The following is a 13,114-nucleotide window of genomic DNA, read 5'->3' on the forward strand; positions in this document are numbered from 1 at the left end:
CTCGTGCACCCGCCGGTCGCACGGGTCAGCGGCGCAGGAACGCGGCCACCGAGTCGCGCAGGGCCGTCACGCAGGCCGCGGTGACCGGGTGGGCGGCGGCGCCGCGGCGGTGGGCGACGCGGGTCCTGCGGCGGGTCGGCAGGGGGACCAGGCGGACGCCCGGCGGGGGGCGTTCGGCGGCCAGCTGGGGCACGAGCGAGACGCCCTGGTCGGCGGCCACCAGGGCCAGGACGGTGGTGAAGTCGTCCGCGTGGTGGCGGGCGCGCGGGGCGAAGCCGGCGGCCCGGCACACCAGGGTGGTCGCGGTGTGGCAGAGGGTGCCGGGGGCGGCCATGATCCAGTCGGCGTCGCGGGCGGCGTGCAGCGGGTCGGCGGTGCACGGCGCGGTGGCGGGCACGGCCAGGTAGACCGTCTCCTCCAGCAGCGGCACGGAGTCGAGGGACGGGTCGGGCACGACCGGTACCACGTCGTAGTCGTTGAGCAGCCCCACGTCGAGGCGGCGGTCGCGCAGGGCGGCCGGCACGTCCACCGGGTCCAGCTCGGTCACCATCAGCTCCAGGCCGGGGTGCTCCTCGCCCAGCGCGACCAGCGCGGTGGGCAGCAACGTGCGCACGGCGGTGGGGAACGCGCCGATGCGCAGCGGGCCGGACAGGCCGGTCGACACCGCCGCCAGGGCCGCGGACGTGCGTTCGAGGGCGGCCAGGACGGACTCGGCGTGCTCGACGAGGACGCGGCCGGCGGTGGTGAGGGTGACGCCGCGGCCGGTGCGCTCCAGCAGCGGCACGCCGGCCTCCCGCTCCAGCGCGGACAGCTGCTGGGAGACGGCGGACGGCGTGTAGGCGTTGGCGCGGGCCGCGGCGGCGATCGTGCCGAGGCGGGCGAGGTCGCAGAGCAGGCTCAGCCGGCGCACGTCGAGCATCAGGTGAGCTTACGGTTCTCGTCACGGATGCGAACTGGACCTTACGGATCGGGTGGCCGACGCTGGACGCCATGACCCTCACCGGTGTGCACGTGCCGCTCATCACGCCCTTCGACGTGGACGGCCGCGTCGCCCTCGACGCCCTGGAGCGGTTGGCGCGGGACGTGCTGGACGAGGGCGCGTCCGGCCTGGTGGCGCTCGGCACGACCGGTGAGCCGGGGTCGTTGACCGAGGTCGAGCGGCGGGCCGTGGTGGACCTCGTCGCGGGCGTGTGCCGGGAGCGGGGCGTGCCGCTGACGGTCGGCGCGAGCACGGCCGAGGCGCTGACCGCGCTGGACCCCGCGGTGGTGACCGCCGCGCTGGCGACCGTGCCGCCGTTCGTGCGGCCGGGCGAGGCGGGCGTGGTGGCGCACTTCGCGCACCTGGCCTCGCTCAGCCCGGTCCCGTTGGTCGTCTACAACATCCCGTACCGGACGGGTCAGCGGCTGTCGGTGGGCGCGCTGCGCGACCTGGCCGCCGTGCCCGGCGTCGTCGGCGTGAAGCACGCGGTGGGCGGGATCGACGCCGACACCGTGGCGCTGCTCGCCGACCCGCCGGCGGGCTTCGCCGTCCTCGGCGGCGACGACCTGGTGATCTCGCCGCTGCTGGCCATGGGCGCGCAGGGCGGCGTCCTGGCGTCGGCCAACGTCGTCACGGCCGGGTTCGCCGACCTGGTGACGGCCTGGCGCACCGACCCGGCCAGGGCCCGCGCCCTGGGCAACGCCCTCGCGCCGCTGTCGGACGCCCTGTTCGCCGAACCCAACCCGACCGTGGTCAAGGGCGTGCTGCACGCGCTGGGCCGCATCCCGACGCCCGCCGTGCGCCTGCCCCTGCTGCCCGCCGCGCCGGGGACCGTGCGGGCGGCGCTGGACGCGCTCGACCGGCTGCCCGCGCCGATCGGCGTGTGAGCCGGGAGCCCGGACGCCGCCCTGTCAGCCCCGTCGCCCTGTCAGCCCCGCCGACCCGTCAGCACGGCGACGCGCACGTCCTCGGTGAACGGCGCGTGCGGGGCCACGGCGTCCATCACGGCGGCGGTGAAGGCGGCCCGGTCGGGTGGCAGGCGGTCCACCGGGAGCGCGGACAGCACGCCGCCCGCGATGTCGTCCGCGGTCAGGGGCGCGGTGTACTCGACGGTGGTCGCGGCGACGGCGTAGCCCGCGGCGGAGAGGTCGGCGGCGTAGTGCCGCTGCGACTCGTCGTCCGTGCCGCACGCGCGGTCGCCGCCCAGGCCCAGGTGGTCGTGCAGGAACGCCCGCAGCGCCCGCGACCACGCGCTGCCCTGCCGCCACAGCGGGGTGCCGTTGGTGACCACGGCGACGCCCCCGCCCGGCCGCACCAGGGTCGCCAGCTCGGCGAACAGGCGTTCGCGGTCCATCCAGTGCAGCGCCTGGCCGATGGTGACCGCGCCGACCGTCCCCGCGCCCAGGACCGCGCGCAGCGCGGGCACGTCCGCGTCCGAGCCGACCACCCACGTCGCGTTCGGCAGGTCGCCGGCGGCGGCGCGGGCCTCGGCGAGCATGTCCGGTTCGGGGTCCACGCCGACCACGCCGCGCACCCGGCCCGCCAGCGGCACGGCCAACTGGCCCGTGCCGCAGCCCAGGTCGACCACGACGTCGTCGCGCGTGAGGGCGAACGCGGCCACCAGCGCGTCGACCACCGGCGGCGGGTAGCCGCGGCGGTACCGGCGGTAGAGGGCCGCCACCTCTCCCCTGAATCCCAGGTCCACACCGCACACCGTGCACGCCGGCGACGGGCGGCGGTAGTGGGGTCCGCTCTCGGCTGATCAGCTGCCGACGAACGCCCCGGTATGTTCTGGCGCGTGGAGCGGGTGGTGGAGATCTACACCGACGGGGCGTGCAGCGGGAACCCCGGGCCGGGCGGGTGGGGCGCGGTGCTGCGGTACGGGGAGCACGAGCGCGACCTGTTCGGCGGTGAGTCCTCGGCCACCACCAACAACCGCATGGAGCTGATGGCGCCGATCCGGGCGCTGGAGACGCTGAAGCGGCCGTCCACCGTGCGGATCTACACCGACAGCACCTACGTCCGCAACGGCGTCCTGTCGTGGATGGCGAAGTGGAAGTCCAACGGCTGGCTCACCTCCGCCCGCCAGCCGGTGAAGAACGTCGACCTGTGGCAGCGCCTCGACGTCGCGCTCACGCCGCACGACGTCGAGTGGCACTGGGTGAAGGGCCACTCCGGGCACCCGGAGAACGAGCGCGCGGACCGGCTGGCGGTCCGCGGCGTGCAGGCGGCGCGGGAGTCAGACCTCCGGGCAGACGTCGTACATGATGGCGAACAGGCGTGACGACTCGGGCGACTCGACGGGCGGCAGGTCGAAGTACGCCTTGGCGGCGTCGACGCACCGGGTGAGCACGTCGTGCTCGGAGGTCAGGGTGGCGTGGCGGGAGCGGCTGTCCTCCAGCGCCCGGTCGGCCTCGTCCTGCCCGGCCCGCACGCCGGAGAGGAGGCGTTCCTCCTCCTGCCGGGCCGCGGTGAGCCGGTCGCGGTCGTCGCCGGTGTTGGCGTGCAGCACGGTGAACACGGCGGCGACGACCGCGAACACGACGGCCAGCGCGGTGAGCACGACGACCGGCGCGCGGGACGGGGCGGCGGGCGGCGACGGGGCGGCCGGCGGCGGGAAGGCGGCCGGCGGAGCGGCGGCAGGTAAAACAGCGGCCGGCGGGGCGGGCTGGTGCGGGGCGGGCTGCGGGTAGGTCTCCGGGTGGACCGGGGACTGCGGCGGTCGCGCGGGGTGCTCGTCGGTGGGCTGGGACTGCTGGGCGGGTTCGGACGTGGTCATGTGCGGTTCCCCTCGTTCAGCAGTTGTCCGAGGCGCGGTCCACGGCGGGGCCCAGCGCCGCGTCGTCGTCGTCCCGCGCGGCGATGATGGAGTCCTTGGCCGGGTCGGCGCACTTGTGCAGCTCGGCGTTCTCGGCCTGCAGGCGGGCGATCCCGTCGCCCAGCTCGTCGATCGACGCCGTCGTGTCCGCCAGCCGGCCCTCCGCCTCGGACCGGGTCGCCGACAGCTGGTCCAGGCGCTGGGACTCCAGGTCGCGGTCGTCGCGCGCACCGGCGAACAGCGTGATCGCCAGCACCGACGCGCCGATCAGGAGCACGACGAGCGCACCGAGCGCGACGACCACGCGGCGCGGGCCGGACTTCGGGAGCGGTTCTGTCATGGGGCGAAGCTAGGTCGCCGCCGCCGGGCGGGGTCGCCGCGCGCGGGCCGCGACGCCGCCCGACCTGCCGCCCCCGGTTCCCCGGAGCGGGCCGGACCGGGGAACGGCGGGCCGGGAACCGGGACCGGAGGGCCGGGGAACCGGGTCCGGCTACCGCAGCACGGTCGCCAGCCGGCGCATCCCCTCGGCGATGTCGTCCGGCGTGTTCGTGGTGAACGACAGCCGCATCGTCGCCCGGTCCGGCTCACCGGCGTGGAAGGGCGCGCCGGGCACGAACGCCACGTCCCGCTCCAACGCTCCCACCAGCAGCTCGGCGGTGTCGACGTCGCCGGGCAGGGTCAGCCACACGAACATGCCGCCGTCCGGGTCGGTCCACCGGGTGCCGTCGGGCGTGGTCGACGGCAGCGCCGACACCATCGCGTCCCGCCGCTCGCGGTAGGCGGCGCACAGGCCGCGCACGTGCTCGTCCAGGTCGCGCGCGCCGAGGTAGACGGCGGCGGCGGCCTGGTCGAGGGCGGAGGTGTGCAGGTCGGCGGCCTGCTTCACGATCACCAGCGTGCGCATCAGCGACTCGGGCGCGCGCAGCCAGCCGAGCCGCAGGCCGGGCGCGCCGGTCTTGGAGAAGCTGCCCAGGTGCAGGACGCGGTCGCTGAACGAGGCCAGCGGGGGCACCGGTTCGCCGCGGAACCGCAGCTCGCCGTACGGGTCGTCCTCCACCACCCACAGGCCGTGCCGGTCGGCGACGGCGGCGATCTCGGCGCGCCGCCCGGCGTCGATCGTGCGGCCGGTGGGGTTGGCGAACGTCGGCACGAGGTAGAGCAGCTCGGGCCGCTCCCGCTCGACGACCTCGGCCAGCGCCGCCGGGTCCAGGCCGTGCTCGTCGCCCGCCACGGGCACGACCCGCGCGCCCGCGAGCCGGAAGCACTGGAGCGCGGCGAGGTAGGTGGGTTCCTCGACGGCGACGACCGAGCCCGGTTCCAGCAGCGCGGTCGCCACGAGCGTCAGCGCCTGCTGCGACCCGGTGGTGACGAGCAGGTCGGCGGCGGCGGTGGTGGGCAGGCCGCGGCGGGTCATCCGGGCGGCGACGAGGGCGCGCAGGTCCGCGTCGCCCTCGGTGGGCGCGTACTGGAGGGTCCTGCGGGACAGCGCCCGGTCGAACGCGGCGCGCAGGCCGTCGACGTCGAACAGCTCGGGCGCGGGCAGGCCGCCCGCGAACGAGATCACCTCGGGGCGGCTGGTGAGGGCGAGCAGGTCGCGGACCGGGGAACTGGTGAACGTGCGCGGCACGGTGACTCCTCGGGGCTTCGGCGGGGCGAGCGGGGCGTTCACGCGGTCGTGCCACGCGGAAGTGGGCTGCACCGAGGGGTCGAGGGGCGCCGGGGCCAGTTTACCGTGTGCCGGGTGGACCTGGAGAAGCATCGGGTGGAGCTGACCGGCTACTGCTACCGCCTGCTCGGCAGCCCGTTCGAGGCCGAGGACGCCGTGCAGGAGGCGTTCGCGCGGGCCTGGGGCGGCGGGTTCGACCCGGCTCGGGGCCCGCTGCGGCGGTGGCTGTACGCGATCGCCACGAACGTGTGCTTCGACCTGCTGCGCGGCGCGCGGCGCCGGGCCCTGGCGCACGACCTGGCCGCGCCCGCCGCGCCGGGGTCCCCGCTGGGCGAGCCGCTGCCGCCGGGCGCGTGGGTGTGGCCCGCGCCGGACGCCCGCGTGCTGCCCGCCGACGTGCTGGTCGAGCGGCGCGAGTCGGTGCGGCTCGCGTTCGTCGCCGCGCTCCAGCACCTGCCGCCCCGGCAGCGGGCCGTGCTGGTCCTGCGCGACGTGCTGGTGTGGCGGGCGCACGAGGTGGCGGACCTGCTGGGCACCACCACCGCGGCGGTCAACAGCGCGCTCCAGCGCGCCCGCGCCACGATCGCCGAGCGCAGGCCGGCGCCGCTCGAACCGGTCGACGAGGGCCTGCTGGAGCGGTACACGACCGCGTTCGAGCGGCACGACGTGGCCGCGCTCGTCGCGATGCTGCACGAGGACGCGACGACGACCATGCCGCCGTTCGCGTGGTGGCTGCGCGGGCGGGCGGACGTCGCCGCCGTCCTCGCGGTGCCGGGCGCGGGCTGCGAGACCGCGCGGGTGGTGCCGACCCGGGCGAACGGGGTGCCCGCGCTCGCCCAGTACCGGCCGGACGCGGACGGCGTGCTGCGGCCGTTCGCGCTGGTCGTGGTCGAGTTCTCGGGGTCGCGCCTGGTGTCGGCCACGACGTTCCTGGGCGATTCGCTGTTCGGGTTGTTCGGGCTGCCGATGAGTTTCGACGCCCCGGTCCGTACTGATGGGTGAGACCTACGGGAGGACCGCTGATGTACGAGGACGTGAACGGCGTGCGCACCTGGTTCGAGGTGCGCGGCGAGGGCGAGCCGCTGGTGCTGCTGCACGGCGGGTTCGGCGACTCGCGGGACTTCGGGCCGAACCTGGCGCGGCTCGCGGACCGGTTCCGGGTGTTCCTGGTGGACCGGCGCGGTCACGGCCGCACCCCGGACGTGCCGGGCGAGGTGGGCGCGGACCTGCTCGCGGGTGACGTGATCGCGTTCCTGGAACGGGTCGTGGGCGGCCCGGCGCACCTGGCGGGCTACAGCGCGGGCGGGGTGGTGGCGCTGGGGGTGGCCGCGCGGCGGCCGGACCTGGTGCGCCGGCTGGTGGTGCTGAACTCGGGCTTCTCCGCCGACGGCTGGGTGTTCCTGCCGGAGCCGGATGTCGAGTTCCCGCCCTCGGTCGTGGACCGGTACGCCGAGGTGTCGCCGGACGGTCGGGAGCACTTCCCGGTGGTGGTCGACAAGTTCGCCCGCGCCGCGCGCTCGCCGGAGGTCGTGGACCTGGCCGCGATCACCTGCCCGACGCTGGTGCTGGGCAGCGACGACGACATCGTGCACCTGGAGCACACCGTCGCGATGTACCGGGGGATCGCCGACGCGCAGCTGGCGATCGTGCCGGGCAGCTCGCACCTGGCGCTGTTCGAGCAGCCGGACCTGTGCGAACGGCTGGTGGCCGGGTTCCTCACCTCGGTGCCGCGACCGCTGATGCCGGTCCGCCGCTCCTGACACCTACATGCCTGATGGGTTGTATTGCCGGTATGGAATCCACGTTCGCGGTGCTGGCCGACGCGCACCGCCGGCACATCCTCGACGTGCTGCGGCACGGCGAGCGGCCGGTCGGCGACCTGGTCGACGGGTTGGCGATCAGCCAGCCCGCGGTGTCCAAGCACCTGAAGGTGCTGCGCGAGGCCGGTCTGGTCGAGGTGCGGCGCGACGCCCAGCGGCGGCTGTACCGGCTGCGACCCGGGCCGCTGTCCGAGGTCGACGCCTGGCTCGCGCCGTACCGGCGCATGTGGGAGGCGAGCCTCGACCGACTGGAGCGGCGGCTGGACGAGGTGGACGGGTGAGCGCCGAGCTGCGCCGCGTCGCGGGCAAGCCCGTGCTGCGCTTCGAGCGCGTGCTCGACCACCCGCCCGAGAAGGTGTGGCGGGTGGTCACCGAGCCGGACGAACTGGCGCACTGGTTCCCGGCGGCGGTGGCCGTCGAGGGTCGGGCGATGACGTTCGCGTTCCCCGACCAGGTCACCACCGGCGAGGTGCTGGAGCACGACCCGCCGCGGGTGTTCGCGTTCCGCTGGGCGAGCGACGTGCTGCGGTTCGAGCTGCTGCCGCACGAGCGCGGCTGCCTGCTGGTGTTCACGCACGTCGTGGACGACGAACTGGGCACCGCGCGCACCGCGGCCGGCTGGGACACCTGCCTGGCCGGCCTGGGCGCGCGGCTCGACGGGCGGCCGTTCACCCCGGACGGGGACGTGCTGGGCCCGGTCGAGCGGTACGCGCGCGAGTTCGGCCTGGACGAGGGCGTGTTCGAGGACGGCGAGGTGCGGTTCGCCCGCGACCTGGTGTGGCGACCGCTGGACGTGGTGTGGGACCTGCTCACCGAGGGCTCCGACGAGGTGCCGGTGGGCGTGACCAACCCGGCCGCGCCCGCCGGTCCGCTGGTCGAGCGCACGCCGCCGCGCGTGCTGGCGCACGACTCGCCGGCCGGGCGGGTGCGGTGGGAGTTCCGGCACGACCCCGAACGCGGCACGGTGGTCGAGCTGACGCACCGGCCGGTCGACCCGGCGTCCGCGCCGCGCGCGCTCGCCGCCTGGCACGTGCACCTGGAGCTGTTCCTCGCGGCCCTCCTCGGCGGGGTCCGGCGCCCGTGGCCGGCGGACCGAGAGGCGGAACTGCTGGCCCGCTACCGGAGGAGGCTGTCCACAGAGGACAGGTGAGTGCGGCCGAACGGCCCGTCCTCCAGACCGTCCACCAGGGACACCGGCAGGTCGGCGGCGACCTCGTCCGACCCGGACGCGGCGGCCAGCGCGATCGCCGCGACCGTGTCCACGTCCCCGGTGAACGCGACGCACGCGCGCAGGACGGCGCTCAGCGACCCGCCGGTCGCGAGCGCCGTCAGCGCGGCCCGCACGCTCGCCACGCCCTTCGGGCCCACCGGTCCGCGCCACGGCCGCGCCCACACCGGCGAGCCCAGCCGGTCGGCGACCCACGTGCCGACCGAGGCGACCGGGCCCAGGCCGCGGTGGCAGTAGTGCACGGCGAGCGCGGCGGCCCGCGCCGACGCGATCCCGTCCGGGGTGTCGTGCGTGACGCGGGCCTGCACGTCGCTGTGGTGCAGCACGTCGGCCACCCCCGGCAGCAGGCCGACCGGGGCGACCCGCATGGCCGCGCCGCTCTTGTCGCTGCCCGGCCGGATGCGCGCGAGGAACTCCTCCCCCGTGCGCACCGACCCCAGGAACGCCCGGAAACCGCGCGCGTAGCCCTCGCGCGGGTCGCGGTGGAACGCCGTCGTGAAAGCCGACGCGATCGACGCCGCGGTCCACGGCCCGCCGGACGCCAGCAGTTCGGCCAGGGCCAGCGCCATCTGCGTGTCATCGGTGTAGCGGCCCGGCGCCAGCGCCGGGTGCACCGGGTTGCGCACGTACCCGGCGAGGGTGTTGCACCTGGTCACGTGGTCCGCGTCGGCGTACTCGAAGCCCGCGCCGTACGCGTCCCCGATGGCCATCTCGACAAGCACGCGGCCCACGTTATAGCCGGTTCGGTATGGCCCTTTTCACCCGGTCGGGTGGTACGAATCCCCTGTTCCGAGACACCCCTGTGCGCGAGCAATCGCGCGTCTCACGAAACGAGGAAACCGTGCGACTCACCAGGTTGATCCCCACGCTCGTCGCCGCACTGCTCTCCCTGCCCGCCCTCGCCCTGTCCGGTTCGGCGGCGCCCGCCGCGGACGGCGGGGTCGCGCCGTACATCATCGGCGGCGGCTACGCGAGCAACGCGCCGTGGGCGGCCCGGCTGTTCTCCAACGGCCGGCAGACGTGCAGCGCGACGATCATCGCGCCGACGTGGGTGCTGACCGCGAAGCACTGCGTGAGCGGCGGCGGGCTGTCCTTCCGGATCGGCAGCCTCGACCAGACCTCCGGCGGCACCCTGGCCAACGGCGTGCAGACCGTGAACCACAGCTCCGACCTGTCCCTGGTGCGCCTGGACCGCTCGGTGAGCGCCACCTACGCGCGGCTCGGGCAGCCGGGTTCGGTCACCGTGGGCCAGTCCGTGCAGGTGTACGGCTGGGGCGCGACCTCCCAGTGCGGTTCGGAGATCAACTGCCAGTCGCAGTACCTGAAGGTCGCGAACGTGACCGTCACCGGCGGCTGCACCGACGCCTACGGCGGCAGCGCGATCTGCGCCCGGCGCGGCGACGGCATCACCGCGGGCGGTGACTCGGGCGGCCCGATGATGGCCGGTGGCGTGCAGGTCGGCGTCGCCTCGACCAGCGACCGGCAGACCACCACCGCTTACACGAACGTGACGCGCTACCGGTCCTGGATCCAGTCGGTGGCGGGCGTCTGACCCGTCCCCGGACAGGCCCGCGGCGACCGGGGGGACACCCCGGTCGCCGCGGTTCCCCGGGTCGAGCGCGGGTCGCACGCTGACACCCGCGCGCGGTCCGTGACACGATCACGCCATGAGCACGAGCCCCCGTGACCGCGACGAGCAGGGCCGGGCCCGCAACGCGCGACCGCGCGACGGCCTCGGCCGACCGCTGCCCCACGGGCTGCCCGGCGTGGAGCGGCAGCCCGAGGGCGTGCCCCGCACGCCGGACGAGGCGCTGACCGAGGCGCAGCGGCTGCTCGACACCGGCCGCCCGTTCCACGCGCACGAGGTGCTGGAGGACGCGTGGAAGGCCGCGCCCGAGCACGAGCGGGAGCTGTGGCGCGGGCTGGCGCAGCTCGCCGTGGGCCTCACGCACGCCGCGCGCGGCAACACCGCGGGCGCGCGGTCGCTGCTCGACCGCGGCGCGGTCAACATCGCGCCGTACGCCGACCGGCCGCCGCACGGGATCGACGTCGCCGGGCTGGTCGCCTGGGCCGGGACCGGCGCGGGCGTGCCGCGGCTGACCGGGGGTCCGTGACGCGCCGACCGGGCCGCGCGAGGAGCGCGACCGGCCCGGAAGTTGGGCCGAATGCCTGCTTGGGAGCAGGTGGGAGCGGGTAAGTCCCGATCACCTACTACACCGGGAGGCTCCCGTGCTAGCGATCATCGCCGCGGTCATCTTCGGCCTCGCGCTCCTGCTCGACCTCGCCGACGCCTCGCTGGGCACCGTGCTCGACAGCGGGACGCTGCTGATGGCGGGGCTGCTGTGCGTGGCACTGCACCTGGCGGGTGTCGGCGCGGGCGCGCGCACGCTCAGCTTCCGGCGCCGCCGCTGAGGCTCCAGCGCTCACGTGAGGCCCCGGACCACGTCGGTCCGGGGCCTCCCCGCGTACCGGGTCAGGTGCGCGCCGGCGGGGCGGAGAGCAGGCACGGCACGCACGGCACGCCCTCGGGTTCGGGCAGCAGCTCCGCCGTGCCGACCTCGATGCGCTCGCCGCACAGGGCGACCAGCGCCGACCGCGTGCCGTCCGGCAGCGGGACGAGGTGGCAGCTGCGCTCCCGCCCCGACGCGTCGTCGAGCCTGCGCACCAGCAGCACGGGGTCCTCGCGGCGCGCGGCGGGGCTCACGGCACCACCGGCCCGTCGGTCACGCCGCGCACCACCGCGTCGGGCGTGGCGCGGAAGTCCGGGAGGTGCGGCCCGCGGCGCCGGCGGGCCTCGACCGGGTGGCCGCCCGGGTGGCCGCCGGTCGCGTCCCGCGGCGGTGGGCCCGTGGGTTCCGGTTCGGTCATCCCCTCATCGTGGGGGTCGGCCGGCGGTCGGCGAAGGGCGGAGACCCGATCGACGCCGCGGTATGCGCAAGACGCATGTGAACGGTTGAGGCCTGGCGCGTCTCACTTCGCGCCGCGGGCCAGTTCGGCGACGTGGGGTGCGCCCTCCCAGTGCCCCAGCCCGGCCAGCTCGCGGACGACCTGCGCCGACCCCGTGGCGCGGGCCGCGTCGAGCGCCTCCCAGGCCAGCTCCGCCGCCCGGTCGCGGTGGCCCGCCCTGGCGTGCGCGCGGGCCAGCTTGGCGATGTGCACCCCCTGCTCCCACAGGCACATCCGCCGCCACCGGCGCTGGTGCAGGTCCTCGTAGACCTCGATGGCGCGGGTGGGCCGGCCCAGCTCCAGCCAGCCGGCCGCGCGTTCCAGCTCGATGTGCTCGGCGGTGAAGCAGTAGCCGATCCAGTAGGCGTCGCCGTCGGGCCGCCGGACGCGCTCGAACTCGGCGTCGGCCAGGTCGAGCCGCTCCATGCACGTCTCGTCGCCCGCCGCGGCGAGGCCGCGCGCCTCCTGGCGCAGCGCCATGGCCCGCACGACGGGGCTCAGCCCGTGCTCGCGGCGCGCCGCGCGGGCCAGGCCGATCACCCGGTCCGCGTCGCCGTCGGCCTCGGCGAGCTGGGACAGGCGCACGTACGAGTAGCCGACGACGTCGCGGTCGTCGGCGGCCTGGCCCTGCTCCAGCGCGCGGGCCGTCCAGCCCACCGCGCCGCGCGGGTCGTGGGTCTCCTCGTGCAGCCAGCCGCAGAACTCCGCGTACACGGCGACGATGCCGAGCAGCCTGCGGCGCTGCTCGCCGCGCGCGGAGCGGCGCAGCGCGTCGATGAAGTCGTGCAGGGCGCGCACGGTCGGTGCGAGCGCCGCGAAGCCGCGCCAGTTGTGCGCGTCGTTGACGACGCGGCGCAGCACCATCAGGCGCTCGAACGTGTCGTCGGCGATCGGCCCGCCGGCCGGGCCGCCGCCGAACACCGCCGAGCCGGTGAGCGCGATCAACGCCGCCGCGTCCAGGCCGAGCACGTCACCCGCACCGCCCGCGCCCACCGCACCGGCCAGCCCCGCCGCACCGCCCGCGCCGGCCGCACCGCCCGCGCCCAAACCCGCGGCACCACCCAGATTCGCCGCACCAGCCAGACCCGCCGCACCACCCAACCCCGCTGCGCCGGCCAGTCCCGCCGCACCAGCCAGACCCGCCGCGCCGCCCGCGCCCGCCGCGCCCAGACCCGCCGCGCCGGCCGGCCTCGCCGCGCCGGCCTCACCGCCCGCGACCACCGCGCCGGGGCCGGCCGCGAAGTCCGGCGCGAGCGCGCGCACCTGCCGCGCCTCGACCGGCACCGTGTCGTCGGCCAGGCCGAGCAGGTGCGCCGGGATGCCCATCAGCCGCTGGAGGGGCCGCAGCACGCGCAGGTCGTAGGCGATGTTGCTGCCCGCCTCCAACCGGGAGATCGCGGACTGCGAGAAGCCCGCGAGCGCGCCCAGCTCGTCCTGGCGCAGGCCGTGCGCGCGGCGGGCCGCCGCGACGACGGCCCCCGGTGACCGGTGGCGCACCGCGTCGCGCACCTCGGCGGCGGCCCACAGCGACGGCGGCAACGGCGGCAACGGGCCCCGCGGGACCACCGCGTCGGGCTTCCCCGAGGTCGGGTCGGTGCGGTCGAGTGCCATGCCCGTCCCTTCGCGAGACCCCGCATCCTGGCACCGCTGCCGGGAC

18 protein-coding genes are annotated in these 13,114 nt (G+C 76.3%); 9 read left to right on the top strand and 9 right to left on the bottom strand.

Translation table 11 applies throughout. The features are described 5' to 3' along the window. Window positions 1–25: 25 nt before the first annotated feature. The gene (locus tag ACRAKJ_RS33435) at window positions 26–919 is read right to left on the bottom strand and encodes a LysR substrate-binding domain-containing protein (RefSeq protein WP_438924900.1); all 894 of its coding nucleotides are present in this window, start codon (window positions 917–919) and stop codon (window positions 26–28) included. Window positions 920–990: 71 nt separating this feature from the next. Here ACRAKJ_RS33435 and ACRAKJ_RS33440 point away from each other — a divergent pair, with 71 nt between their 5' ends. Continuing rightward, window positions 991–1,866, top strand: coding sequence for a dihydrodipicolinate synthase family protein (locus ACRAKJ_RS33440; RefSeq protein WP_438924901.1), 876 nt, complete (start codon window positions 991–993; stop codon window positions 1,864–1,866). Between the two features lie 41 nt (window positions 1,867–1,907). Here ACRAKJ_RS33440 and ACRAKJ_RS33445 read toward each other — a convergent pair whose 3' ends face one another. After that, on the bottom strand, window positions 1,908–2,684 hold the full coding sequence (locus ACRAKJ_RS33445; RefSeq protein ID WP_438924902.1) for a methyltransferase domain-containing protein: 777 nt from the start codon (window positions 2,682–2,684) through the stop codon (window positions 1,908–1,910). 81 nt (window positions 2,685–2,765) lie between these two features. Between ACRAKJ_RS33445 and rnhA the strand changes: the two genes are divergently transcribed. Next, window positions 2,766–3,263 carry a ribonuclease HI gene (gene rnhA, locus ACRAKJ_RS33450; RefSeq protein WP_438924903.1) on the top strand — a complete coding sequence of 166 codons (498 nt, stop codon included), beginning with the start codon at window positions 2,766–2,768 and terminating at the stop codon, window positions 3,261–3,263. On the opposite strand, the gene ACRAKJ_RS33455 is transcribed toward rnhA, so the two are convergent. The 3 genes from ACRAKJ_RS33455 to ACRAKJ_RS33465 all read right to left on the bottom strand — a co-directional run bounded on the left by ACRAKJ_RS33455 (window position 3,219) and on the right by ACRAKJ_RS33465 (window position 5,424). Continuing rightward, entirely contained in the window at window positions 3,219–3,758 is a 540-nt protein-coding gene (locus ACRAKJ_RS33455; RefSeq protein ID WP_438924904.1) for a hypothetical protein, read from the bottom strand. The two genes, rnhA and ACRAKJ_RS33455, sit on opposite strands and share 45 nt — an antisense overlap. A gap of 16 nt (window positions 3,759–3,774) precedes the next feature. Continuing rightward, window positions 3,775–4,137: a hypothetical protein gene (locus ACRAKJ_RS33460; RefSeq protein ID WP_438924905.1), complete on the bottom strand. Its 363-nt coding sequence runs from the start codon at window positions 4,135–4,137 to the stop codon at window positions 3,775–3,777. A gap of 150 nt (window positions 4,138–4,287) precedes the next feature. Continuing rightward, window positions 4,288–5,424: an aminotransferase class I/II-fold pyridoxal phosphate-dependent enzyme gene (locus ACRAKJ_RS33465; RefSeq protein WP_438924906.1), complete on the bottom strand. Its 1,137-nt coding sequence runs from the start codon at window positions 5,422–5,424 to the stop codon at window positions 4,288–4,290. A 114-nt stretch (window positions 5,425–5,538) separates the two neighbouring features. Between ACRAKJ_RS33465 and ACRAKJ_RS33470 the strand changes: the two genes are divergently transcribed. From ACRAKJ_RS33470 to ACRAKJ_RS33485, 4 genes are read left to right on the top strand one after another with little or no spacing between them, the layout of a single operon-like run. Further along, window positions 5,539–6,465 (top strand): RNA polymerase subunit sigma-70, encoded by a 927-nt coding sequence (locus ACRAKJ_RS33470; protein ID WP_438924907.1) that lies wholly within the window; start codon window positions 5,539–5,541, stop codon window positions 6,463–6,465. A gap of 20 nt (window positions 6,466–6,485) precedes the next feature. Next, a complete protein-coding gene (locus tag ACRAKJ_RS33475; protein ID WP_438924908.1) occupies window positions 6,486–7,223 on the top strand; it encodes an alpha/beta fold hydrolase in 738 nt (245 codons plus the stop codon). 32 nt (window positions 7,224–7,255) lie between these two features. Then, window positions 7,256–7,564 (top strand): metalloregulator ArsR/SmtB family transcription factor, encoded by a 309-nt coding sequence (locus ACRAKJ_RS33480; protein WP_438924909.1) that lies wholly within the window; start codon window positions 7,256–7,258, stop codon window positions 7,562–7,564. Beyond that, window positions 7,561–8,433 carry an SRPBCC domain-containing protein gene (locus ACRAKJ_RS33485; protein WP_438924910.1) on the top strand — a complete coding sequence of 291 codons (873 nt, stop codon included), beginning with the start codon at window positions 7,561–7,563 and terminating at the stop codon, window positions 8,431–8,433. The genes ACRAKJ_RS33480 and ACRAKJ_RS33485 overlap by 4 nt, the downstream gene beginning before the upstream one ends. On the opposite strand, the gene ACRAKJ_RS33490 is transcribed toward ACRAKJ_RS33485, so the two are convergent. Further along, window positions 8,400–9,233: an ADP-ribosylglycohydrolase family protein gene (locus ACRAKJ_RS33490; protein ID WP_438924911.1), complete on the bottom strand. Its 834-nt coding sequence runs from the start codon at window positions 9,231–9,233 to the stop codon at window positions 8,400–8,402. The genes ACRAKJ_RS33485 and ACRAKJ_RS33490 overlap by 34 nt on opposite strands. Before the next feature lie 119 nt (window positions 9,234–9,352). On the opposite strand from ACRAKJ_RS33490, the gene ACRAKJ_RS33495 reads away from it, so the two are divergent. From ACRAKJ_RS33495 to ACRAKJ_RS33505, 3 genes are all read left to right on the top strand, one after another. Then, window positions 9,353–10,063 (top strand): trypsin-like serine protease, encoded by a 711-nt coding sequence (locus tag ACRAKJ_RS33495; RefSeq protein ID WP_438924912.1) that lies wholly within the window; start codon window positions 9,353–9,355, stop codon window positions 10,061–10,063. Between the two features lie 115 nt (window positions 10,064–10,178). Further along, window positions 10,179–10,625, top strand: a complete 447-nt coding sequence (locus ACRAKJ_RS33500; protein WP_447008783.1) for a DUF309 domain-containing protein — start codon at window positions 10,179–10,181, stop codon at window positions 10,623–10,625. Between the two features lie 115 nt (window positions 10,626–10,740). Beyond that, window positions 10,741–10,923, top strand: a complete 183-nt coding sequence (locus ACRAKJ_RS33505) for a hypothetical protein (protein ID WP_447008784.1) — start codon at window positions 10,741–10,743, stop codon at window positions 10,921–10,923. A 61-nt stretch (window positions 10,924–10,984) separates the two neighbouring features. On the opposite strand, the gene ACRAKJ_RS33510 is transcribed toward ACRAKJ_RS33505, so the two are convergent. The 3 genes from ACRAKJ_RS33510 to ACRAKJ_RS33520 all read right to left on the bottom strand — a co-directional run bounded on the left by ACRAKJ_RS33510 (window position 10,985) and on the right by ACRAKJ_RS33520 (window position 13,068). Then, the gene (locus tag ACRAKJ_RS33510) at window positions 10,985–11,215 is read right to left on the bottom strand and encodes a hypothetical protein (RefSeq protein WP_447008785.1); all 231 of its coding nucleotides are present in this window, start codon (window positions 11,213–11,215) and stop codon (window positions 10,985–10,987) included. After that, the gene (locus ACRAKJ_RS33515) at window positions 11,212–11,379 is read right to left on the bottom strand and encodes a hypothetical protein (protein ID WP_447008786.1); all 168 of its coding nucleotides are present in this window, start codon (window positions 11,377–11,379) and stop codon (window positions 11,212–11,214) included. The genes ACRAKJ_RS33510 and ACRAKJ_RS33515 overlap by 4 nt, the downstream gene beginning before the upstream one ends. Before the next feature lie 102 nt (window positions 11,380–11,481). Beyond that, window positions 11,482–13,068: a helix-turn-helix domain-containing protein gene (locus ACRAKJ_RS33520; RefSeq protein ID WP_447008787.1), complete on the bottom strand. Its 1,587-nt coding sequence runs from the start codon at window positions 13,066–13,068 to the stop codon at window positions 11,482–11,484. Between the last annotated feature and the right edge of the window lie 46 nt (window positions 13,069–13,114).

Source organism: Saccharothrix sp. DSM 118769, from assembly GCF_052936295.1.